Source organism: Dyadobacter sp. CY356 (genome assembly GCF_021440195.1).
GTDB lineage: Bacteria > Bacteroidota > Bacteroidia > Cytophagales > Spirosomataceae > Dyadobacter.
In genome coordinates this window covers 790425-815350 of record NZ_JAJTSZ010000001.1, presented here as the reverse complement: position 1 = coordinate 815350, position 24926 = coordinate 790425, and the positions used below count along the sequence as shown (strand labels likewise).

Annotated in this window: 13 protein-coding genes; 3 read left to right on the top strand and 10 right to left on the bottom strand. The window is 43.8% G+C overall.

Translation table 11 applies throughout. From position 1 onward, the window contains the following. The 10 genes from LXL81_RS03430 to LXL81_RS03385 all read right to left on the bottom strand — a co-directional run bounded on the left by LXL81_RS03430 (nt 1) and on the right by LXL81_RS03385 (nt 17572). Entirely contained in the window at nt 1–1497 is a 1497-nt protein-coding gene (locus tag LXL81_RS03430) for a glycoside hydrolase family 28 protein (protein WP_234645301.1), read from the bottom strand. An 11-nt stretch (nt 1498–1508) separates the two neighbouring features. After that, on the bottom strand, nt 1509–2852 hold the full coding sequence (locus tag LXL81_RS03425) for a choice-of-anchor Q domain-containing protein (protein ID WP_234645300.1): 1344 nt from the start codon (nt 2850–2852) through the stop codon (nt 1509–1511). A 5-nt stretch (nt 2853–2857) separates the two neighbouring features. Beyond that, nucleotides 2858–3823 carry a hypothetical protein gene (locus tag LXL81_RS03420; RefSeq protein WP_234645299.1) on the bottom strand — a complete coding sequence of 322 codons (966 nt, stop codon included), beginning with the start codon at nt 3821–3823 and terminating at the stop codon, nt 2858–2860. Nucleotides 3824–3878: 55 nt separating this feature from the next. After that, on the bottom strand, nt 3879–5609 hold the full coding sequence (locus LXL81_RS03415) for a RagB/SusD family nutrient uptake outer membrane protein (RefSeq protein WP_234645298.1): 1731 nt from the start codon (nt 5607–5609) through the stop codon (nt 3879–3881). Nucleotides 5610–5629: 20 nt separating this feature from the next. Continuing rightward, the gene (locus tag LXL81_RS03410) at nt 5630–8524 is read right to left on the bottom strand and encodes a TonB-dependent receptor (RefSeq protein WP_234645297.1); all 2895 of its coding nucleotides are present in this window, start codon (nt 8522–8524) and stop codon (nt 5630–5632) included. Nucleotides 8525–8573: 49 nt separating this feature from the next. After that, nucleotides 8574–10403, bottom strand: coding sequence for a RagB/SusD family nutrient uptake outer membrane protein (locus LXL81_RS03405; protein WP_234645296.1), 1830 nt, complete (start codon nt 10401–10403; stop codon nt 8574–8576). 7 nt (nt 10404–10410) lie between these two features. Next, nucleotides 10411–13899 carry a SusC/RagA family TonB-linked outer membrane protein gene (locus LXL81_RS03400; RefSeq protein ID WP_234645295.1) on the bottom strand — a complete coding sequence of 1163 codons (3489 nt, stop codon included), beginning with the start codon at nt 13897–13899 and terminating at the stop codon, nt 10411–10413. A gap of 113 nt (nt 13900–14012) precedes the next feature. Next, the gene (locus LXL81_RS03395; RefSeq protein WP_234645294.1) at nt 14013–14861 is read right to left on the bottom strand and encodes a FecR family protein; all 849 of its coding nucleotides are present in this window, start codon (nt 14859–14861) and stop codon (nt 14013–14015) included. Nucleotides 14862–14951: 90 nt separating this feature from the next. Further along, nucleotides 14952–15587, bottom strand: a complete 636-nt coding sequence (locus LXL81_RS03390) for an RNA polymerase sigma factor (protein ID WP_255713619.1) — start codon at nt 15585–15587, stop codon at nt 14952–14954. Nucleotides 15588–16081: 494 nt separating this feature from the next. Beyond that, the gene (locus LXL81_RS03385) at nt 16082–17572 is read right to left on the bottom strand and encodes a GH39 family glycosyl hydrolase (RefSeq protein WP_234645293.1); all 1491 of its coding nucleotides are present in this window, start codon (nt 17570–17572) and stop codon (nt 16082–16084) included. Nucleotides 17573–17969: 397 nt separating this feature from the next. Here LXL81_RS03385 and LXL81_RS03380 point away from each other — a divergent pair, with 397 nt between their 5' ends. From LXL81_RS03380 to LXL81_RS03370, 3 genes are all read left to right on the top strand, one after another. Next, a complete protein-coding gene (locus LXL81_RS03380; RefSeq protein ID WP_234645292.1) occupies nt 17970–21899 on the top strand; it encodes a caspase family protein in 3930 nt (1309 codons plus the stop codon). Between the two features lie 87 nt (nt 21900–21986). Then, on the top strand, nt 21987–22745 hold the full coding sequence (locus LXL81_RS03375; protein WP_234645291.1) for a hypothetical protein: 759 nt from the start codon (nt 21987–21989) through the stop codon (nt 22743–22745). A gap of 339 nt (nt 22746–23084) precedes the next feature. Beyond that, complete coding sequence (locus LXL81_RS03370) at nt 23085–24926, top strand: CHAT domain-containing protein (RefSeq protein ID WP_234645290.1); 1842 nt, start codon at nt 23085–23087, stop codon at nt 24924–24926.

The following is a 24926-nucleotide window of genomic DNA, read 5'->3' as shown; positions in this document are numbered from 1 at the left end:
TTAATTCTGAATATTAATTTTTTCACTTCCCGACTGGGAAAAATCTTTCTTGCTATCACTTAATTTACGGCCGTTTACTATTACGTCCTTTAATTCAATACCCTGAACATGATCCGTCACAAAAGCTGGCCGTGACTCATGCTCAGGAAATGTTAATGAAACATTGGACAGGCTTATCCCTTTTGCATTCCTGATATAAAACCCGCTTGCAGGCAAACGCATACCGAATGTCAGACGGTTTTCAGGGTAACCTTTTACGTCTTCCTTTATTTGAGCAGGAAAAGTTTTCAGGAGTTCAGCATTTACGGCGATCTTAACTTGAATGTCAATATTGGAAAGCTTGATATCCTCCACAAGGCTGTTTTCCAAACCGGCGATGATGGATGGAATGATGCTTCTACTTTCTGCACGGATATTCTGTATTGAAATATGACGCATCACAGAAGGCTTTTTTTCAGGATTCATAAACCTACCTCCGACCCGTATAAAAATCGGACTGAGCACATCGGACATGACAATATTCGAAATATTGATATTTTCAACAATTCCCCCGTCAACACCCAGAATAACAATTCCAGTATTCACGCTCTGCTGATCAGGCTGATCAACGAGATCCGGTGTCATTTTCCAGTGACGGTATCCGTTGTATGATGCTTTTTTTACAATGCAATTATTTACTGTGATGTTTCGAAAGCCGGTCCGGGAGCCGGTGCCAAACTTGATTCCGTTACAGAGCGATGAAAGTATACAGTTGGTGACCGTGATGTTCTCGCAGAATTTTTCCAGATACTCGCTTTTAAAACAAAGCGCGTCATCTTCGGCATCAATAATACAATTAGCGATGGTAACATCTTTCGCATCCATATCCAGGCCATCGCAGTTCCAGTTGGACATACTTCGAAGATAAATGCCGTCGACATTCACACGCTCACAACCTGAAATTGAAATGGTAATCTGCGCCGAATTGAGTACCTGAATGCCTTTCAGCAGCACATCCGTACAACCTATAAAAAACAGGTTTTTTGGCCTGCCATCTTTATTCAACCCGAGTTGAAATTCCTTTCCATCGCCAGCGCCCCTGATAGCACCTAAGCCATATATGCCGGTATGCGCCGCACCGTCTGCAATGATGATCGCTTTCATACTTTCGACATACAGACCGTTGTGGGTTATGGTGCCAAACTTTTTCGCCGCCAGAATCGAATGGTCAGGATAATCGGTAGCGTCGTAACTTCCTTGCAGCACGGCTCCGGGCATCAGGTTGAGATATACATTGGATTTCAAAAAAACGGTTCCGGTAAAATAGCGGCCCGCCGGCACCGTCACCTCTCCTCCGCCTTTGGCAAAACATTGGTCAATGGCAGATTGAATAGCCTTTGTATTTAGGAATGTGCTATCAGTTTTGGCACCGAAGTCAGTTATATTATATTGCTGTGCACTGATTCGCAGCGTCGACAAAACCACAAAAAGTACAGAAAAAAGGACCCGGATTTTCATACTTTTCTGCATTATTGACAATCCGTACATTCATAAGCTCCGCGGTCTGGCGCAGCACCTTTGGGACGGCTAATGCCCAGAATATCTTTAAGACTATACTGACCATTAACCTGACTTCCCTGATCTATAGCCGGACTACCTTTTTTTACTTTAAAATCAGCCTTCGCATGATCTGTCGATGGGTTTACAAATTGCGGATCGGCCTCAATATCGTTTTTACCTTTAAAACCGACTTTACCGTTGAAATAAATATTATTTGCATAAATCTCCGTCGGATTTTTTGGCATCGAATTGCACTGCCCGCCTTCCCGCGCAAACATAATGTTGTTGATGATATTTACGTCATGGCACTGGTTAGTGTAAATATCGGGATAGTTCATGACCGTACCGTTATGGTAAGCCGTGTTGTTAATGATATCCACATGGTCGGCTTTGAAAGAATGAATTCCGGACCCGCCGTTATTGAAACTCACATTATTTTCAACCAGTGTCCTGCCTGTATATGCCTGGTCAGCCGTTGCCGATGCCGCATCCTGATTATCATAAGCATGCTGATTCACGTCGATAATAATGCCGTTTCCATCACTAAGCCTTTTAAGCTGAGCCCAGGGAACCGTAGTTTTATTATTGCTGACGACATTGTTTCGGATAAAGTTTTTATAGGTAGTTATCCTATCGCTGTTAAACGGCGTCAGAATGCTGATACCACTTCCGGCATACATCATATACCACGCATTATTAAAAACAACATTGTTCTCGATCGTCAGGTAGTCCGCCTGGATTGCATTGATGCCGCCGCCTGGAAAATCATGTACGGTACAATGCCGGACTATGATATGATGCGGAAATCTGGATTCTTTTTTTGGGCCACCGATGGTAATCGCATTGGTATTATATCCGGCATAATAAGCGTAGTTTGTTCCGCCATTGATATGCTCGTTGTAAACTGCCATCGCTCCCTCGTAGGTAAGATTGGCATTGTTGCCTGCCAGTTCTAATCCTTCCAGCAGAATGTAAGAGCCATTGACAGACACCGCGTTCCAAACGTTTCCGGCCGCCGTAATTTTTGGTTTGTGGCCTTTTAACGCTTTAATGGTAATGTAAGCACCTTCTCTGCCTGAATTTTTTATATTCAGGATCGCCCCTGAGGTGGTATTGTAGGTTCCATTGAGTACAAAAACGGTGTCTCCCGGCTGGGCTGTGTCAGCGCCTTTCTGAAGACTTTGAAATGCTTTTGCCTGCGATTTTCCGCTGTTACCATCACTTCCATTGGGAGAGACATAGTAACTGGTTGTTGCGTAAGCATTATTGAAAAAACAAATGGCTAATAGTATGCAAGCGCTCAATTTCATCATTTTTATTAAGGTTGTTTATTTTTCCAGAGTTTAAAATCGTCCCAATAGATTTGCAGCGTTTTGCTTTGCGATTTCATAAAACTTACCAATTCTTTGGAGGTGTAAAGTTTCATTGGATTATAACCTGTAAGTCCGTTGGGAGCAGGATCGAAGGTATTGTGTGTAAAATTTCTAACATCATAGACCACCTGTCTGTTTCCACCGTCGGGGGTAATGGCCATGTAAAATCTGCCCGTTTGATTGTCCCCTTCTTTGAAATAATAGTCCATCGTAAACCACTTTCCGACCGGGACTTTAACGCTGTCATTTTTTGCTTTCCAGACTTCTTTCTGACCGGCATTTTCAGCGTTTAGTATAAAATACAGATCGCTTTCGCCCGCAGGTTTCCCGATCCCTAATGTGATCCGGAAGCCATATTTTTCCGTGGACGCCCACCATTCATTGTTCCAGAATTCGGATATGGTCAGCCAGGATATACCTTTGGGATATTTTTTTAACGTATTAAAATCGTCAGCCAGATATACCCTGACCGATTGGTAAAATTCCTTATAACCTCCCTTGATCCCATACAAATCTGCCTGAACACGCGCTTTTTCCTGATTTTCACTGGCAAGCCAATAGTCATTCAGCCAGAAGTGGAGCACTTTATTTTTTGGATTTACAGGATCCGATACAATGTCTGTATACCGCTTGCTGTCATCTCCTCCGGTGTATTCAAACCGAAATGTGGTACCGCCTTTATTTTCCAGGTCATTTACCCAGTCACTTTTTTCAGACAGCGAATTGTCCTGCCCGATCATATCGTGCCGGGTGCCGTCGGGGACTACTTTTGATCCTGCCTCAAAACCAGATTGAAAGATAAGTTCCGCCGGAGATGCAGGCGGAACTGACGTCTTTTGAGGTTTGTCTATCTGCGCGCTGCATCCCAGGCTGACAGTCAGCAAAACGATTATGATGTAAGCTATTTTCAAATGTTCAAATGGATATGATTGGTCAATTTAATTTAAATGCATTTCTGACCTCAAATTACCACAGTGGATTCTGTATCAATGCGCTCGAAATACTGATCTCGCCCTGTGGAATCGGATAAAGGTACATTTTAGCTGTAAAGACTCTATCCTCTACTTTGGTGGGTTGATAGGTGAAAGTGCTGTCGTTGACCCTGGAAACTGAAACCCCGCGCAATGGAGTGCCCAGTGTCGTTTCTGCCAGCATCCAGCGACGCACGTCCCAGAAGCGGTGGTCCTCGAAAGCAAATTCCACACGTTTTTCATTACGGATTCTTTCGCGCATTTCGACCTGGGACAAACTGGCAGGCAGCGGCGGCATGGCTACACCTGTTCTGGCACGAACCATATCTACGTACTTTTTAATATCAGGATTACCCGGGCTCCACTCATTGAGTGCCTCAGCATAATTCAGATAAATTTCGGGATAACGGATGATGATCCAGCTGTGTACGCCTGTATTTCCGTTCAGCAGGTTGAGGCTTTCAATCTGATATTTTCTGAGGTAATAGCCAGTTTTGGAAGCATTGATGATAGGTTTTCCATCCAGTCCACCCGACCAAAGCTGGACTTTTCGTTGCGGAGTACCAAACGTGCTGTTATTGGTGATGACTGACATCGCCAGTCGAGGATCACGGTTCGCATACGGGTTAGCAGCCATAACCGGATCGTTCCAGTTGAACTTCACGGCGGTAGTCGCATTGACCTTCACTTCATATGCATCCACAAGATCCTGAGAAGGCGTATTTCCGCTTAGCCCGAGATTAAAACCGATCGGCGAGTTGTTCTTTTCAAATTGGTTGCTCGCACCGTTGCGCCTGGTAAAAATGATTTCGTTGTTATTGAAAGTATTAAAAAGCGATTTGTAATTACCCAAATTTGGAAGTGCATCGGCATCGATAACAGCCTTGGCAGCATCAGAAGCCGCTTTCCAGCGTGCTGCCCGATCACCTACTGGCAGAGAAATCAATTCAGGTTTGGCAAATCCGCCCGCCCAGGATGGATTGTTAAAAAGCTCACTGGCAGCATACAATAACACCCGGCTTTTCAGCGCCAGCGCCGCTACTTTTGTCACCCTGCCCAAATCTGTACCGGCCACATAAGGAGCAGTTGACCCATTAAGCGGTAACTTAACGGCCGCCGAATCGCATTCTGAGGTTATAAACTGAATGCACTCTTCCAGCGAATTCCTCCCAACTTTCGTGTAGTCATCTTCCAGTGAAAAAACGTTATTTAAAATCGGGACGCCACCGTAACGTTTCACAAGTTCGAAATAAAAGTATGCACGCAGAAAACGTGACTCGTATTTCCATCTGGTAATAGCTGCCAGATTGGTATTGTACACAGCCTGCGCAGATGACGACGGGTCAAGTTTCCAAGGATCCAGATTAATATCATCGGTTGATAACAGAAACTGGTTCACTTTTCTGATGCCGCGGTAGTAAGTCGCCCAGACAGGGTCAGGATTGCTCACCGCACTCCAGCTTCCACTGTTAAAAGCCTGAATGGCATTATTTTCAGTTGTAAACTCCGATTCGTCCGAAGCGGATGCCATCATCGCCGCGCCGCCGATGTATACCGTTCCATCAGGTATGTCGGCGTAAATGGAGTTCAGTAAATTCTGGACATTGGTAAAGGACTGTTCGATCTCATTCCTCCCGATTGAGGTGACAAACTCCCTGTCAAGATCCTGGCAGGCTGTTAAGGTCAATAAAATTCCTGCCGTCAATACTTGGATATATCTTTTCATACTGTTTCTGATTTGAAATATTACAACTGAATTCTGAGACCCGCGGTGATGGTCCGGGTAACCGGATATCCAGACAAAGATTCAGGATCGCCGTAGGGCACCTTGTCCCAGGAAAATAGATTCGTACCGTTTGCAAAAACCCGGATGGTTTTCAGTCTCAGCTTATCCGATACCGGCGTGGGTAGCGTATATCCCACCTCGGCACTACGCAGTTTGATGAAACTTCCATCACGCTGCCAGAAAGAAGAAAACTGGTAGTTATTCAGGTTATCCTTGGATGACAGCCTTGGATAACTGGCGGAGCCAGCGGTCTCCGGCGTCCACCTTCCTTCGGCGATCGGGGCGATCTGACCATTTGCCTGGAATGCGTGGAAGTAATTTCCGCCAAGGTAAACGGTGTTGCCTGTTACTCCCTGAAAAACCAGATCCAGGTCAAATCCCTTGTAATTTAATCCGCCATGCAACCCAGCCGTGAAATCAGGCAGGCTCGGATTACCAATCGCTACGCGGTCGTTGGCGTCAATAACCCCATCCGGATTTCCATCCGCACCACCCACATCCTGATACTTGATATCGCCTGCCCGTATAACCTCCGTCAATACACCGGGAACATTTTTCGGATCAATAAGTCTGTCAGCGATATCCTGCTCACTGTAAAATCCGACTGCCTTTAAACCAATTGGCTGGTTGATACGCCTTCCTGTGAAATACAACTGCTGGTTAAACTGAAAGGCCTCTGCATTAAAAACAACCTTGTTTTTGAAGTATGATACATTTCCTTCGACAAAGTAGGTAAGCGCCGCCTCTTTTTTACTGTTAAAACGCAGGCCAAGCTCAACCCCGCTGGATTGCGTTTTGCCCTGATTCAGATTGGGTGTGGTGATACCGGTAAACTGCGGCATGGTACTGTTGGATGCCACCAGAATGTCATAGCGATCGCGTTTAAAGTAGTCAACCGTCAGGTCAAGATTTTTAAACAAGGTCAGATCGACGCCGGCATTCAATACCTTCTCTTTTTCCCAGGTAAGATTCGGATTGGCGATACTATTTTCGGCAAAACCACCTACCCCATTATTTCCCGTACCAAAGAAATAACCGGCCCCGCCAAACGTCGGCGTGTAAGCATACCGGCTCGACAGTCCAAGACCGGATATAATATCATTACCAACCAAGCCATAAGAAGCTCTGAATTTAAGATAATCGATGACATTACTATTTTTGACAAAACCTTCATTGGAAGCGACCCAGCCGACCGAAGCAGCCGGAAAGAATCCATAGCGTTTTCCCGGAGGAAAACTCTCGCTACCCATGTAAGATGCTGAAAATTCAGCAATGTACTTGTTGTCAAAAGCATACGTCAAACGCCCCGAAGCGGCATTATGCTTATATGCGTCCGTTGAATTCGCAGAAGGAACTGTTGGTTCGGCAGTGGAGCCAAACAATGTTACATTGTCTGAATTAAACATAACCATTCCGGAAATATTGCTTTTTCCAAACACACGCTTGTAGTCCAGAAACGCTTGAAAAATCAGATTACGGTATTGGTCTAAAGTGACCTCACTCCCCGAAAGCGAAGTAAGCTGACCAATGGCTGGCCCATAAACTGTTTCACCAGCCGCATTTTTAGAAATTGCAAAGCGCGGATACTGCTTGCTCTTCTGTGAGCCCGATTCAAAATAGTTGTTGATAGAAACTGCCGCAGAGACACTTAATCCCTTAATAAGCATATCCAACTGCTCTGTGAGCTTTAAAGATGACAAGATCGTCCGGGAATTGTTTCTATAAAAGCCGGTAGACAACATATTACCAACCGGATTGGCATAGAGCGAATTGCCGCCATAGGAACCGTCCGGATTATATACCGGGAATGCATTTGGCGGCAGCGATGCCAGCAGGTTGAAAGTTCCACCGGTGGTATAATTGTTTGGATTGATGGTCTGCTCCACCGAGCCGGCAATCTTAAATTCGGCTGACAAACGGGACGTCAGGTTAACATCCAGGTTAGTACGGAAGTTGTATTTGGAATATTTAGAATTGGAACTCTCATCATTCTGATCGCCAAATTTCTTAAATAAACCCTGGCTGTTCAACGCATTGAGCATGACAAAATACCGGACATAGTTATCTCCACCGCTGAAAGTAAGGTTATAGCCAGATACAGGAGCAGTTTTGCGCAACACCTGATCATACCAGTTCACATCCGGGTGAAAGTACGGATCAGTTCCGTTCTGATAGGCATCCAGATCAGCCTGGGTATAACGCTCGGTCAACCCGTCATTACGCAAGGCTTCATTATAAAGCGATGCATAATTATAAGAATTCAGGAATTTGGGAAGATACTGGGCCTGGTTGAATCCCTGCTTGGTTGTGAAGGAAACTTTCAATGGTCCGTTCTGTCCTGCTTTTGTGGTGATCAGAATCACCCCGTTTGCAGCCCTGGCGCCATATACAGCGGTTGCAGAGGCATCTTTCAGAACAGAAATGGATTCTATTTCCTCCGGCATCAGTTGCATAAATGCATTTGATGGCCCACTGCCATTACTGATAAATCCGTCGATGACATAGAGCGGTGCGCTGCTTGCACCGCCAAGGGTGTTGATCCCTCTTACAAAAAGGCTTGGCGTTGAAGCCCCAGGCTCGGAGCCACCCTGCGCTACGGTCAGACCAGGCAGACGACCAAAGAGCGTATTGCCCAGATTCAATGTAAAATTCTTTTCCAGTTCTGTTCCCTTCACCGTTGAAATGGCACTGGTCACCAGATTGGCAGGTTGTTTGCCAAACCCTATGCTGACCTCATTAGGCTTCTGGGCTATAACGACCGTATCAGCCGCTCCCGAACGCTGTGCCCGCAGCGACCCGATCATGAGATAGGGAAAAAGGAGGATACAGGTTTTGAATATTAAAGATAATTTCATAATAATGATTGTTGCTGTTCCGGAACTTGATGATTTATATTTTCTGCCCCTACCAACCCGGATTCTGGGTGAGATTTCCCTTCATGACTTCGTTTTGCGGGAAAGGGTGCAGGTACATATTTTTGTTAAAGGTGCGGGTTTCAAACACATATGGTTTCCAGGAATATTTATAGTTGCCGGTGCTTCCTGATCTGTTGATCTCCAAGCCCTGAAAAGCCCCGGTCATTACCCCCTCCTGTTCTGCAATCAGCCAGCGTTTTATATCCCAGAACCGGTGGTCGTCGTTGACCAATTCTATCGCAATTTCATTACGTACACGCTCACGAAACTGGTCTTTGGTCAATCCGGCGGGAAGGTTTGGCATGCCCGAACGGTTGCGGATCGCATTGACAGCCGTATAAGCTTCTGCCACAGGACCCGAAGCTTCATTTAGCGCTTCGGCATAATTGAGGTACAATTCGTTGACCCGAAACAAAACGTCATTCATAACAAAATTCGCATTGGTCGCATTTCTTGGAATGTATTTTCTAAGCCAAACTCCACCTTTGCAGTTGACATAATCCTTCCCGCCATTGTAAATCTGAGCTATGGGGTCTCTTGCCGTATAGTAGCTATTGGTGTACGACATTGTTTGCTTAAAGCGTGGATCCAGTTCTGCATATTTAGCGATCAGGTCGCTTCCCCCGGTAGCATCCCAGGTCTGGGGCGTGCCATCCATTTTTTCATATTTTTTGATAAAATTTAACGGGACCGAAATACCGCTCCAGAAAGAACCATAACATGCCGGGTTCCAAAATGTAAGAGGTGCATTACCAATATTAGTGATACCTCCTGCTGCCGCAGCTCCGCCCTGATACATCAGAATCAGCTCCTTATTGTTTGTTGTTTCCCATGAAGCGCGGTAATTCCCCAGAGGTCCGGATGTTCCGTTGTCCAGGTCTTTTGGGTTCCTGTTCGCTGCCTCGTCGATGAGTCCGTATCCGTTGGCGAGTGCTAAATTGATGGCCTGTTTGGCAGCGTCAGCAGCCAGTTTCCAGCGATTAGCGTCATAGTTTCCATAACAGATCAGCTTGTTATCCGATGCATTTCCCATGTTCAGCACAGGCGTTGCTGTGTTAAATTGTGGGCTCGCCGCATATAGCAGCACCTCCGATTTCAATGCGAGCGCAGCAACCGAAGTAGCCCGCCCCGTTTGAGATGCTGAGTATACTGCCGGAAGATCCGTGTAGGCTTCTTCGAGATCCTTTAAAATAAAATTGACACATTCTTCGAAGGAAGACCGGGGCACTTCAATTTTAACTTCCGCTTCAAATACCTGATCGACGATCGGCACACCACCGTAACGCTTGATCATTTCCATGTAATTCAATGCGCGAATAAATTTCACCTCAGCCCGAATCTGTTTTTTATACGCTTCGTCGGCATCGGGTACTTCATCAATCCGTTTCAAAACCAGGTTGATCTGACGCAAAGCGATCCATCGGATGAAATAGCGGTAATCTTCCAGGTTTACAATCGTGGCAGGCAGCACCACACCCTCATTCCAACGGTTGGAATGGACAAATGCAGCCTCGGAAGCATCGCCTTCATCGCTGATGCTCGAACTTGGATGGATCACATCAGTGGCATTCACCTGCGAAAAGGGTGTATATGCATTTGCCTGCGTGGTATTTACCGTTTCTCCCTGAAGACGGTAACGAAAATTGGAGTGCAAACCATATTTATAAATCGTGGCCATGAAAATTTCCAGACTCGCCTTGTCAAGGAAGGCATTATCTTCGGTAAGGTCTACGCCGGGTGCTTTATCAAGAAATTCGTTTTCGCACGATTGCGCCAGCATACAGCAAATAAGCGTAAAGATCAGGTATCGTTTTTTCATCGGGATATCAGAAATTGAGGTTAAGTCCTGCATTGATTGTACGGACCAAAGGGTATGGTTCTGTGTTGGTATCTCCTGTTGATGTATTTTCAGGATCAATGCCGGGATACATTTTTTTCCAGGTAAACAAGTTATTTGCATTTACATAAATTCGGCAGGAGCTCATGCCCAGTTTTTTCAGGATTCCCTGGTCGAACCGGTAACCGATCTCGGCATTTTTTATCCTGACGTAACTCGCATCTGCCAGCCAATAGGACGACCCGGCCCCATTCGGGTTGCTGTTTACAGAAAACCGGGGAAAGTTGATTGGCAGTCCGGCCGCATACCGCTGAGCTGTCCAGCTCTCGTTCATGTAATCAGCAGAGCCTTCCGGCGGCGCCTGTCCATAACCCGTACCCCTTTGAAAGCGCGTGTAATAGTGTGATACATTGCCTACGCCCTGAAAAAGAACAGAAATATCAAAGCCTTTAAAATTAAGTCCCAGCGACGCCCCAAAAGTTTTTTCAGGTAAGTTGGAATAACCTATCGGCACAGCATCAAAGTCGTTAATCTGCCCGTCACCATTGTAGTCCAGATACTTGATATCACCCGGCTGGACTTTATTATTTGAATATGAATAAACAGGACGAGAAGGGTCATTCACCTCTTCCCAGCTGTTGTATAATCCCTGCGCGATCAGTCCAAAATTTTGACCCAATCTCTGCCCGGTACGGTTCTGATATGCGTAAACATTCGGAACCTCATCTCTGAAAAGCACTTTGTTTCTTGCAAAGCTGTAATTGGCACCGATGCGATAGCCAAGCTGACCAACATTGCCCGAGTATGAAATATCAGTTTCAAAACCCTTATTTTCCATTTTACCAAGATTATTCGCAGGCTGCGACAAACCGGAAATAGACGATATGGACTGGCGTGTAGCTAAAATATCACTCCGCTGCTCACTGAACAGGTCTGCCGTAAATTTGATCTTATCCTTCCAGAAAAAGACTTCCATACCCACATTTTGCTTCACCGCGCGCTCCCAGGTCACATTTGGATTACCGGTAGCATCTTCCCGGATTCCTGTATAACCCGTGTAAGTTGATCCCACATTGCCAAAATAATACATGTTAGCCACGCTCGAATAGCTGGTTGGCCTGTACAGAAAACGAGTTCCTCCGATATTATCATTACCCACTTCTCCATATGAGCCCCTGAATTTCAGGAATGTTACCACTTCGTTTTTTGGAAAAAATGACTCCTGAGAGGCTACCCACCCAAGGGAATAGGCAGGAAAAAAGCCAAACCGTTTACCTGGTGCAAAATTTTCGGTACCATTATACCCTACATTTACTTCTGCAAGGTATCTCCCGCCGTAATCGTAAGTAACTCTTCCTACAAAACTCTGATATCCCTTTGGCACTAAAAAGGCCAATGTCGGATCAAATGTTTTCTGCTGGTTATAAAGCAGAAGGCCCGTCACGTTGTGCTTGCCAAAACTTTTCTTGTAATCAATACCGAATTCCGCGGTGATCCTGCGGTTGTAAGTCCCTGTCTGTGTGAAGCCGAATTGTGCATCTGTGGTGGATGGCACATAGTTGATTGTACCATCAGGAAGCCGCGTCGCCAGGTAAGTGATCAGCGTTTTGGTGTTCACAATCTGTTGATCATTAAATGTCTGGACAGCTACATTACCATGGGTAGACAGCCCGTCGAGCAGAAATCCCAGATCATAGTCCAGGCGGAAATTGGCATTCAGGTAATTGCGGTATGATCTTTTAAGACCACCAGCAAGATTGGGGTAAAGTAACGAGACATATGGATTGTTACGCGCTCCGGTAAAAATATTAACCACCTTTCCATCCACAACACCAGGTGTTTCCAGCGGACTGGCCCGAAAGATGTCTCCTACAACACGTTCCGTATTCGTTCCATTATTGCCGCTGCGCGTTTCCGTCTGAGACGAAAGATCCAGCGACATTTTCAGGCGTTTAGTAAGATCAAAGTTAAAATTGGAGCGAATATTATAGCGGCGAAAAATGGATTGCGGCGAAAACGCGTCAGTAACTTCTTTGGTATCTTTAAACAACCCTTCCTGATTGAAAAGACCGGCTGAGACAAAATAACGTACCTTTTGTGTACCACCACTGATACTAACATTATGCTGCGACTGCTTGGATGCCTTTTTGAACATCACATCAGCCCAGTTGACGTTTGGATGGAACACAGGATCCTTCCCGTTCCGGTATAATTCAATGTCTTCGGCCGTGTACCTTGGTGTATATACGCTGCCGGTAACATAGGCATCTGCTTCCAGCGCTTCGTTAAAATGTGTAGCATAATCTGCGCTGTTCATCATCTTGCGCATGTCGGTAAACGAGTTGAAACCCTGGTTAAAAGTGTAGCTAATTTTTGGCGGACCAACCTTTCCTCTTTTTGTAGTTATGATCAATACGCCATTCGCTCCCCTGATACCGTAAACGGCTGTCGAAGAAGCATCTTTCAAAATCGTCACCGACTCAATTTCGTTAGGATCAATGTTGTTATAATTGTCGACCTGAATACCATCCACCAATGTAAGTGGGTCAGTATTTCCGGAGAATGTCCCAACACCCCGGATACGGATCTTTGAACCATCATTACCCGGTTCACCGCCCGACTGGGTTGCGAAAAGTCCGGGCAAGCGGCCTACCAGTGAATTACTGATATTAGCAACCGGTGATTGAACCAGTTCTTTCGTCCCAATGGTCGAGATCGCACCGGTTGCATTAATTTTTTTCTGGGTACCAAAACCTACAACGATTACTTCTTCGAGTGACTTGTTATCGGCTGCCATTGCTATTTTAAGCTCCGAATTGTTATTCAACGCAACTTCCTGCATTTCATAACCTACAAAACTAAATACCAGGGTTACCAATTTATCGGGTACCTGAAGAACGAAGTTGCCGTCCACATCTGTTGCAGTACCTTTTTGCGTTCCTTTAATTACAATATTCACGCCCGGAAGCCCCTCTCCGGTAACCTGATCGGTCACTTTTCCTTTGATGGTTGCTTCCGACATTTTTATTACGGCACCTGTTGGTTCAGCTTCCAGCCTGGGCAACATCATCAGATTACTGCTCTCCCGCGCAACCGTTTTAACGGGTACCGTCCGTTCAGTTCCTGATTTTGATGGTTTTGCAGGAAGAATGGTATAACCTCCGCCTTTCAGTTTTTTATACTTTAAATTTAGCGGTGGCAGGATTCGCCGGAGGATGCTCTCAACATTTTCTTTTTCATCGATGTAAAAAGGCAGCTGTTTACCATCGATCAATTCGCGCTGATAAACGAAATTTACTTTGTGAATGGCCTCCAGCTTACCAAGGTAAAGTATGACGCTGTTTGCGTCCTCCTGTTGCCGCACCGGCTCGGATTTCCGGAAAACTGCCGCGATGACCTGCTGTGGTGAAGCCTCGCAAAAGGCTCCTGCATTGAGCAGCAAAGTGGATATGGAAAGTAATTGGAGAATTCTTTTCATAGTAAAAACAATGATTTGGTGATTTGTATCGCTTACACATGTCAAACAGGTGAACAATTCACATTTCCCGTTTTTTTATGATTTTTATTTGAATTTTTTTAATTTTATCCGTGCTATTTAAAAAGATAAGTATCCTCCTTCTTTTCCACTTCCAAATCAAGAATGGTCGCCAGGTTTGTTACAAAATCTGACGTAGAAGTAAGGCTCAACTTTCCTTTTAGTCTTTTGTTTAAAAAAGATGTGTCTGAGAAAGTGACACGGATTCCGTAATTATCCTGAAGCATCTCAGCGATTTCGCCAACTGGCTTGTCATCGAGGATGTACATTGATTCTTTCCACGAATCATACAGTTCAGGCCGTACCACCCTGACTTTGATCGGTTGTTTTTGATCCCCCACCGTCGCCAGATCACCTGGTTTCATCATGATGGCCGGCGCATTTGGCGCGTGTAGTTTTACCTTTCCTTCATGCAGCATCACTTTTGTATTTTGCCTGCGCGTCGTAACGTTAAATTCTGTACCGAGCACTTCCACATCCGCTTTGGAAGTATGAACGATAAACTTCGCTCCTTTTCGTTTGGCAATATCAAAGTAGGCCTCCCCTTCCAGCCAAACTTCACGCACCGCGTTTTCAGCGAGCTTATCCCCGATCCTCATCACAGAATTTGCATTGAGCGTCACCTGAGATCCATCCTCCAATGTTAGTTTACGAATTTCTCCATAGGCAGTCTGATAACGCTCAGACCTGCTGCTCCACCAACCAATACCGACCGAAACAATTAGGATTGAAATGGCAGCTGCGACAACGAAATGTAACTGTTTCCACCAAATTGCACGTTTCTCAGGCTCACCAATATCATTCCATATCCGTTTTCTGAGCCTGTTAAGGTCTGCTTGTGAAGGAGTTGTTTCCTCAAAATGGATCTTTTTTATATAATCCTCCGGTTTATCCTTATTTTCCATGTGTTTGTAAATTGGATTGCAAATACACTCAGACAGCGTTTCAAATGTTAAACGTGCTTTTCAATCCGTTTTCCCGTTTCAAAATAAATATTAATGCAGGCTGGTCAGATAGCCCAGCAACATTGTCACGCTGATATTGACAAAAATACCTTCCCTGTTCAGCCTTTCATTTACCGAAACCCGCAGTGCAGACAGGGCTACATGTACAGAATTATAAACACTTTTCATGGTTATTCCCATTACTTCGGCTGCCTGCTGATAAGTCAGATCTTTCATAAAAACCAGATATAAAATCTCCTTCTGCCGTTTGGGTAGCTGATTCAGTTCTGCAATGACAACCTTTTTCTGATAGTCCATCGTCTGCTGCTCAACGAGCTCGGTTTCATAGGACTGGATCAGAAATTCGGCATTGTCAAAAACATAATCCGATGAATCAAGTTTGTTCAGTCTGGTCAGGGAATCCAGGAGACGGCGACGAAGTGCCCGGTACATATAAAAGCGGATATTATCAGTCGGTCCGAGACGTTCACGGTTATTATAAATATGCAGGAACAATTCATGCAGGCCATCCTCAACAAGCTGCTTATTCCGAACGAGGTTATAACCATAGCGATACAGGTCGGCCGAAAACAGCTCGTAAATACGGGAATACGCATCCTTATTTCCAAACCGGAATTGATCCCATAACGCTTTATGCTCGCAAGATGTCAGTTTATCCCGTATCATTTGATAAAAAAGTTAATCCCGTAAATTGGCCTGTGCTGATTTTTAATGTAAATATTCTACTAAGACTGGCAATTTATAGATTTACCCTTTGGTTTTATCTGGCTATCCTACAATCGCATCCAACAGCATTTTTGTCCAGACCTGAAAAAATCAGGAACTTTACTTAGGCGGCATTGATTCAAATTCGAACAAATCATGCAAACGTTTGCAGTAAAGCAGTTTTTCCTGGAATAAGATTGTGGAAGGATTAATTGGAAGCTGCCTGCCAGACCGGAAAGAAAAGATAAGCGGAGATAAATTCGTCCAGTTTTTAAATAAAATAATCCAGTTTATTTTTGACCTGCCTAAACGTCGCATGGCATCCCCGAATCCTTTCAAAGATGATATCTGTTCATGTTCATAGCTTTCAGCATAAACCCGTCAGAACCTGAATTACGCCGCCATGAGTTTACCTGCTGAACAATATATTCAGCTCCTGATCTAAACTGCTGATTTCATTCACGCCTAAGAATCAATGAGGATTCAGCGATCAGGATTGGCGCGTCGTAAATTGGTATATCTTTGAAAATCAACTTGTTTCCTTCCCTGCTCCATTGAGACTGCGGTATTTCATAAATGCTGCCTGTAATCATATCTACATACACCGGCTGCGTTATTCTGGCATTCAGGAAGGTAAATGTGATATTTCTAAACTGATTGTTGTTCGCTGGAATGGCTTCGTCTGACCAGATCGTAAAAAGCTGCTTACCGTTTGTCGCATGTTCATATCCGTAAACTGAAATACTTCTGTCCGTACTCTTCGAAAATTTAAGTTCACCAGCAACCGTTGCGGCATTTGTGTTAAAAGTTTGGCGCAGGTTGTTAATGCGAAAAAGCGTGTTGTCAAATATAGCTGTAACATGCTGCATGGCATAATAAGCTATTTTAGGCCTAATGGCTTTTTTTGCAGCATCAGACTCGATCAATCCTTTTACATTTAGTTTTTTGATAGGCCCGGCCGTAACTGCATAATTCATATCAATAATCCCCAAAATGCTTGATTCCATATCGTGGCCCAGGTCGCCCAGCATTCTTCGGATATTCCATTTGGCCTGCGATAGTTCCGTCCAGTCATAGTCACCTAAAGCTCCCCGTCCGCCTCCGGAGATTGATGGCGCGCCATTTTCCCCTTGCCGCAGTTTTACATTGGGTGCGTATTTATCGAGCACACTTCGTAATTCGGCCACACGCCCATAATTGGAATCAGGATTATAAACATAATCATGGTAGGTCATATTGTCAAACAGGCCCATTTTTGCTTTGGACTGAATGTATTTAAAAAACGTGTCTGCATATTTCAGATCGATATGCCCCATAGCCAAGCCTGATATCCGGGCCTCTGGCTGAATGCTTTTGATAATTTGGGCAGTCCGGATATTAAGGTCCGCGACTTTTTCAGGCGCATTAATCTCATTGTCGCCAAAGTTCGGCTCGTTCCACACCTCCCAGTCTTTAACTTTGTCTTTGTAGCGGCCCACGAGTGCGGCAACCCATTTGTCCCAGGCTTTGAGTGCTTCGTCGGAGCCGGGGATGCCTGCACTTAAATTGATGCCACCCCCGCCAGCGTAAACAGGATTACCGTATGAAGTTTCGAGCCAGGGATGAAAACCGCGCCTGTAAGCATCGTCAATAATTTTATCCAGCCAAGTCCAGTCGTAGCGGCCTTTCACCTGTTCTGTTTTCGCCCACCCTGCCTGCATACGAAGCCTTTTGATACCCAGTGGGGCAATGTATTCTTTGTACTGCTCATAGTCGGTCATGTCCCTGTCGAGCGTTTCACAACCCAGTATCCAGTTAGAACTAATGATCTCATCAGTATTTTTTGTTTTTATCTGTCCAATTTTTCGTAACGAAATTTTCAGGTCACCCGGCTGATTTTGTGCTAGCAGCTTATTTACTTGTAGAAGACCAATTACCAAAAAGACACCAAACATTTTAAAGTACATCTTAAAATCAATTTAAGTACACGAATACTATTCTTAACCAACACATTGTTCACACCACTACGAAAAGTGCTTTGGCGCCGATTCAAATCATGCCTCATTCAACACAAACAACAGCATCAATCCGGTATGATATAGAAAATGCAACGCTAACTTCATAAACAGATCAGATAGAAAATATCCCGTCAGGCGGCAGTCTTTATTTTTTTTAAAATATACCTAAAAAGGAAAAACAACTTTTGTTGTTCGCAGCAGTCCGGCAAAAAGGAAGTGGCCGGCAATTATCCCTGATCCACAAGACTTACCGCTTACTAACAAATAGAACCTTTTAAAGGTTTTATTACATAAATTTAAGCTAATAATTTTATCTCCTATTGCTACCTTCTTAACTGAAATTGTTATGAGATTCGATACGCTTTCCCAGATAGAGGCGCGCTTTCGCCTGGACAACACTGCATTATTAAGTAAATTTTCTTTGCCGGTTCCAAATGAAGATTTGAGTTTAAATGGACTCGCTTATACGCCCAAAACCACAGATTACTTTTACCCAACGGAGCATTCGAAGCAACGTATTGTTTTGCATTTCACGGCTGGGAATCTCCGATCTGATGTACAGAGCCTTACCCAGCAGAGCCGTCATGTGTCTGTTCCTTTTGTGATAGCCCGCGACGGAACCATATATCAGTTGTTTCCCTCCAAATTCTGGTCGGGGCATCTGGGTGAAGGGGTTGGTAACAAAAAGGGAACCGGCAATCCACAGGATAAGGCCACTATTGGTATTGAGCTGTCTAACTACGGTTTTCTTGTACCAAAAGACGGAAATCTTGAAACGATTTATTCCCGGATAAAGGATCCGAACACGGGTAATGTAAGTGCGCCGGATCCATATTGTTCTTTGGATAGCAAGCTGGCTTATGCCAAAATCGATCATCCGTTTCGCGAGCAATCTTTTTATCCTTCCTACACCGCGGAACAAATTGACAGTCTGATTGTTCTGCTACGTTTCCTAACGACCAGATATAATATCCCGCGGGAATTTTTACCAGAAGATAAACGGTATACTACGTTCGGCGAGCTTGTAAATTTTAAAGGTATTGTTTCACACATTAACTATCGTTCAAGCGGAAAATGGGATATCGGACCGGCCTTTGACTGGAAGGCAGTCATTGAAGGAGTAACTGCTCAAAAATATATATCAACCAATCCTTCCACAAAAGACATTGAGATAAGTATCGAAAAGGAAGAAGAAATTGACGCACTCTATCCTCAAAATCGCGACCTGTCAGAGCCGGAAGAAGAAACCACCGACAACGAAGGTTATAACCCGAATGACTTCGAAGAAAAGTCAGTTACAGATAAAACAGTCCCGCAAAAACCTGAACTCTTTGCATTGCTGGTCGGAATTAATGATTATGCCGGTGTCAGAAAACTTGGCGGGTGTATCAATGACGTAAACGCCGTCGAGCATTATCTTCAGACAGGAACTGATTTCAAAGTCCATATTGAAAAGTTGACCGATTCTGCTGCAACGCGCAAAGCAATCGCTGATGCGTTTAAAGATCACCTTGGCAAAGCGAAGGAGAACGATACGATCTTCTTCTATTATTCAGGGCATGGAACCCAGGAAGAAGCCGACGCACTGTGGGATGAAACCGATGGCGGTCTTGAATGTATGGTTTGTTATGATGGAGGCACAACGAAATATTCAGAGTTCTTATTGACCGATAAAGAGCTGCGCTTTTTGATTCATACGTTATATCAAAAAACGAAGGCTCATATCGTAACAGTCTTCGACTGCTGTCATTCAGGTGATAACACCAGAAACGGGGCCTTGATGATGGCGGGAAACCATGGTAATAAAATAAATGAAAGGCGCATAACAGACTTGGAAAGAGGTGCCCGGTTTTTCCCAAAAAGAGAATGGAATGAATTCCTTTTCAGTGAGAATATAAAAGAAGATGATATCAAGGGAAAGAAGGTAGCAGAGTTTCTGCCCCAGGGAACACATATTCAAATGGCTGCTTGTGAGTCCAATCAGACTGCTCTGGAAATAGCCGGGGCTGGCGTATTCACAAAAACTTTAATTAAAACGCTTACTGACTGTGGGAGTAACATTTCTTACAACAATCTCAGAAGCAGGATTCGTCAGTACATGCGGGCCAGTTACGAACAGACGCCCCGGGTCTATGCACCATTTATTGCAGATAAATTACTGGCAAACGGTTTTCTCAATCGCATCATCGATCCGCAAAAAACGATTTGCGAAGCCACTTTTAATGTTGCAAACGGCTGGCAATTAAATGTAGGTGCTCTTCATGGAGTAAAATCAGACTCTGAAATAAAGCTTAGTAACGCTAACCAACCTCAGGTTGTATTTAAAGCGAAGGTTCAGGAAAATGGTGTTTTTATAGACTATACACAAATTGAAGCAGACGGCCTTGACAAGAATACAATCTATAAAGCGGAAGTAGCCGGACTATTATTGCAGGAAATAAAGCTCGAACTTAAAAACCGGGATGCGACACCTGAAGAAGCTGCGGCACTGATTGACGAATTACAGAAGAACGCAAGCGGTGGTTTTTCATTTGGCGGTGAATCGGCCGGAAAAGAGAAGGAGGATAGTAAAGTGCCGGAGATAGCAGATTACACTTTGCACCTGAACAGCGGTGAGGCATACATTACTCTCCCAAATGATCCGTTCAGGCCACTAATACGACCCATTCCTTTTATTGGAGAAAATAAAACAAGAGAGATCACCGAATCCATCCAGCATATTTCAAGGTGGCACTTTATTAAAAACCTGCAAAACGAAAGGATACCTGAGGGTTTTCCTGCCACTCCTTTAAAAATTGAGCTGACTCAAATTACAGCCAACGGCAGCGCCGGGGTTATCGACATTTCAAGTGGCACTGCGACCCTGAAATATGAAAAAATTGGTAACGAGTGGCAGGGAAAAGTACAGCTAAAAATAACCAACACCACAGCACAAAATCTGTATATCTGCGCTGCATATCTAGGTAAAGCCTTTAACTGCTTTTTGGAATTTCTTCCGCAAAGAGTGCATTTATTAGAAGCCGGAACTTCTATATGCCTAAGTCCTGATGGAACAGACCGTATTAATCTTGAACCTGGAACTGTGGAAAGGGAATACAATTGGGAGAAAACGCTGGAATCGATTAAATTCATCATCAGCACAACTGAATTTGTTGCAGAAGCTTTAACACTTGAAGAATTACCGCCTCCATTAACTTCTGATAGGCTCAAAGGCTTCGTGACAAGGGGATTGGTAACAAAAAAATCAATACAGTTTTCAGGCTGGATAACACAAACCTTAAATCTGGTGTTCATTAATCCGGTATTTAACCACATACCAGCCGATACTTTAAAAACTTTACTGGATTGGGAAGAAACTGCTTTCTTCGCATCAGGGCTTTACTGCGATATTAAAACAGATCAATTCGGACAGCCGACCATCTGGAAATTAAAGAAAGGGATAGTTGTACCGGAAGATGAAAAAGGCCTGATTGATGATATAAAGTTATTTCTGGGTAACAAGATCGAAACAGCCCAGCGAAACAAGCGTTATAACAATCTGAAAAAAGACCCAAATCGCCTGCGTTTGGTGGCTGAGGGCGACTCCTGGTTCCAGTATCCGATCCTTTTGCAGGACACAATCGATCAGCTTTATAAGCGGTATGCGATCAAGAGTTTTGCTGAGGCAGGAGATACCCTATCCAACTATCTCAAGAAAAAAGAATATCTGAATGCTATTGGAACTGAAGAGGCCAGATTCTTTCTGGTTAGCGGCGGAGGAAACGATGTATTAGGTGAGGAATTCCAGACTTTTTTGAGAGACAGCCCCGATACAGCTGACAACACGCCTAAACGGTATCTGAATCAAAACTTCTTCAAACAGCTAGATACACTGGACAGGCTATACACCGAAATGTTTTCAGAATTAATTGCAAGATATCCCGATCTGCACATCCTGGTTCACTGCTACGACTATGTGTTACCGATTGACACATCTTTACCTGCAAACCACGGAAAATCCAGCTGGAGCGGCAAATACATGATCGAAAAAGGCATTACGCCCCAGCTTGAACGGGAAAATCTGATTGTTTACATTCTTGACCAGTTTGCGCAAAGGCTGGTGACTTTGGCCGGAAAAACAGAATTCAGAAAAAATATTACGTTTATAGATACACGTAGGCTGGTGAAACGCGATAAATGGTTTGATGAGATACATCCTGTCGATGAAGGTTTTGAACTCGTGGCCGCCAGGTTTATTTCGGAAATAAATAAAATTAAAATCCAGGTATCTGCATAAAATTAGTTGTCTCTTGGCACGTAGAGGATGTCGGGACAAATGTTCATTATTCAAATAATAAGTACAAAAACTAACCTTGTAAAACATATGGAAACCATTGACCACTTAAAGTACCTTAAAGAACTACAACTCAAAGATCTCCGGGATACTTTCCCTGCATCCAGAGATATAGACCCGAAAGACCTGCCAACATCTGAGGGAATAGAACAGTCTTTCATGAATGCCAAAAGTATCGTTTCATTTGTTTCTGAAATAAACGGTCAGCTGCGGGATGATGTACTCAATTCGGTATTACTTGCACAGCTGGCAGCCAATAAGCTATTCCCTGACGACGACCAAAGCCTTGAGTGGTACAAGGAATTCATTAGGGTTTTAAACAACATAGGCTGGGAAATAGAGGCAGCAGAATTTTCTCATTTCGAATCAAAAGATGACATTTTCGAGGTTGAAAACGTTATTATTGACATTTTGATGACAGCTTTTGGAGGCTCCTTTATTGATGTGATCACCAGAACACTGACCGCTATTAAAGGCCTTGCCGACAATAATGGAAAAATAACGGTTTTCGAAAAAAATACGCATTCGCTTTCAAAAGGTGCCTTCCAGATAGGACTTGCCAAAGAAGTAAATGGCGCAGTATCCCTGCAGATCGGGACATTTCTGATCACCTCTTCCAATGAAATAAAAAGAATCCTGTTTTTCAAATCTTCGAAAGACAAAACCAGTCTGGATTACTGTTCCAGGACAGGGACTTTGAATGGCGTTATCTATGATAAAATTCGAGATTCGGTGGTGCAAAAATTAGGTGTAAAGGTAACGGAGTTTATTGCGGAGGTGGAGATTTAAGGACTTTTGGAGGTGTTGCATGTAGTTGTGACTATTGATGGTTTTTTATCAAACTGCATACATGTATAGTCAAAGAATTAATATCATCAAAAACATAACTTTAATTTTTATATGTCTGACAATCAATTTCTTAGGAATTGAAATTCAGTGCAGTCACGGCGCAATTTAAAAATATGCTTTTTAACACTTATAATAATTCCGTTTAATAACAATACCGATTTCATCCTTGATAGTCAGCGCATTACATATTAACTTACAATCATTATCGGATCAGTATTAACGAAGCTCCAAAGTCCCTTCTGTGCCATCTGACAAAGATCAAAACAATGAACCGGAATTATGAAACCGACCTTACTCATCTTTTACGCAAACAGCCCCGGTCAAACCTTTTTAGGCGAACTGGATAAAGAATGCAAAGATATTCAACGATTACTTAATGCGGTTCAAAGGAGACAATACGAGGTTTCGCTGGTTCCGCAGACCAACATAAATGATGTGATCAAGGAGCTGAGTATCCCGGAAAGAAATATTGAAGTCATTCATTACTCAGGTCATTCCAGTGATTCCAAACTTCTGTTTGGAGACAGTGATGCAGATGCCAATATTTTTGCTGAAAAACTAAAATTACTCAACTCTGTAAAGCTGGTTTTTATCAATGGCTGCTCCTCTGCTGGCCAGGTCAAATTCTTTCAGTCTGCGGGCATCCCGTATGTCATAGCCACATCACGCCCGATAGAGGATATTAAAGCATCGTGGCTTGCCAGCCAGTTTTATAATTATCTTTCATTAGGGCGGACAGTAAACGTAGCCTTTGAAGAAATCCAAAAAGACAGCAAGCTTCAAAAAATGGACCTTGATCTGATGGTCAACCGGAGTTTCAGTCTTGGGCCTCCTGTGGCAGACGAAAATGAATTAGCCTGGGGTCTATACACGTTGCCGGATTCAGCTGACTACCGCTTACCAATTACTTCTGCACCGGCCGGCCAGATGCCCACTGACGAAGTAAGGCATACAAAAATGCTGTCAAAAATGTTGATGGCATTGAAAAACCAGACCAGTCCGATCAGTACCAAATATAAAAATACAATCACGACCATTGAGGTATTTGGCCAGCCAGAAGATAAGACGATGGTTAGAAATTTACTCGAAATCTTACCTTATCCATTGGGAATAAGGCTTCAGCAAATTAACGGTATTCCGGACCCAGATAATCTGGGAGAATATTACCGGCAGTTACTGTATGACTACGCACTTTTCTTTGAAACTCAGCTGCATTTAAGCACGATTATGTTGCTTGGGCAAATCTGGCAGAATAAAGCAACACTTGGCCCGGACTTACTGGAGAGATTTAAACCGATTCGCCGGTTCCTGACGGACAACAGGCTCAATCACTCTCTGGCTGACTATGCAGATGTTATTCAAAATGGTATTGAAATACTGAAAGGATCAGGTATTGGTAATATTATTCCAAAGATTGAAAACATTAAAGAGTATTTGATCAGCAAATCTTTTGCAGATGCTTGTTCTTTTTTTGATATTAATAAAAAATACTTCTGGAGCCATATCAGATTCAGTCAGAGCGAAGCCGTAGAGAGATGTTATGCTTCCCAGGACCACATCATTGGCGGACTTCAATACTTTTCCTTCGTTATCGAAAACATCTTAACTTCTGTCAGAAGGGTGGAAACCATCAACTTCAGACACATTGACAATTACTTTGCAAGCAGCGTATCACAGTTGGTAGCCGTATCCGATGATAGCTGGAGTAATTCTATGCTGGACCGCAGTCCTATGGAAAATAAGTCCATTTTATGTTATTCCCAGCCTGATTATAACCCTTCTACCCCATCCATAAATCTTTTCCCCTTTCTGATTGACCGCAATGTTTTCGTTCAGCAGATAGCAACGGAAATTGATCTGTACCTGTTTATTGGATTTTTTAGTGATGAAATGACTACAAATCTCTCCATCCGAAAAATTTCCAGTCCGTGTTTTTACTTTATGTCCCTGAAAAATCCACAGAAAATCTGGCGCTTTAATGACGAAGATCCATCAGGGTCTGACCTGGCTCATATTGATGATGTCGTTGTCGAACCTTACAGACAGAATCATCTTTTAACCAATGCTGGTGAATTAAATAGTTATCTGAGCAAGTTCAAGACCTTCTTTATCGCTTCGTAA

Coding starts and splice junctions, on each gene's coding strand:
- LXL81_RS03390 (WP_255713619.1), bottom strand. CDS start 15,587: ATGATACGGGATAAACTGACATCTTGCGAGCATAAAGCGTTATGGGAT.
- LXL81_RS03380 (WP_234645292.1), top strand. CDS start 17,970: ATGAGATTCGATACGCTTTCCCAGATAGAGGCGCGCTTTCGCCTGGAC.
- LXL81_RS03410 (WP_234645297.1), bottom strand. CDS start 8,524: ATGAAATTATCTTTAATATTCAAAACCTGTATCCTCCTTTTTCCCTAT.
- LXL81_RS03405 (WP_234645296.1), bottom strand. CDS start 10,403: ATGAAAAAACGATACCTGATCTTTACGCTTATTTGCTGTATGCTGGCG.
- LXL81_RS03400 (WP_234645295.1), bottom strand. CDS start 13,899: ATGAAAAGAATTCTCCAATTACTTTCCATATCCACTTTGCTGCTCAAT.
- LXL81_RS03430 (WP_234645301.1), bottom strand. CDS start 1,497: ATGAAAATCCGGGTCCTTTTTTCTGTACTTTTTGTGGTTTTGTCGACG.
- LXL81_RS03425 (WP_234645300.1), bottom strand. CDS start 2,852: ATGATGAAATTGAGCGCTTGCATACTATTAGCCATTTGTTTTTTCAAT.
- LXL81_RS03385 (WP_234645293.1), bottom strand. CDS start 17,572: ATGTACTTTAAAATGTTTGGTGTCTTTTTGGTAATTGGTCTTCTACAA.
- LXL81_RS03370 (WP_234645290.1), top strand. CDS start 23,085: ATGAAACCGACCTTACTCATCTTTTACGCAAACAGCCCCGGTCAAACC.
- LXL81_RS03395 (WP_234645294.1), bottom strand. CDS start 14,861: ATGGAAAATAAGGATAAACCGGAGGATTATATAAAAAAGATCCATTTT.
- LXL81_RS03375 (WP_234645291.1), top strand. CDS start 21,987: ATGGAAACCATTGACCACTTAAAGTACCTTAAAGAACTACAACTCAAA.
- LXL81_RS03415 (WP_234645298.1), bottom strand. CDS start 5,609: ATGAAAAGATATATCCAAGTATTGACGGCAGGAATTTTATTGACCTTA.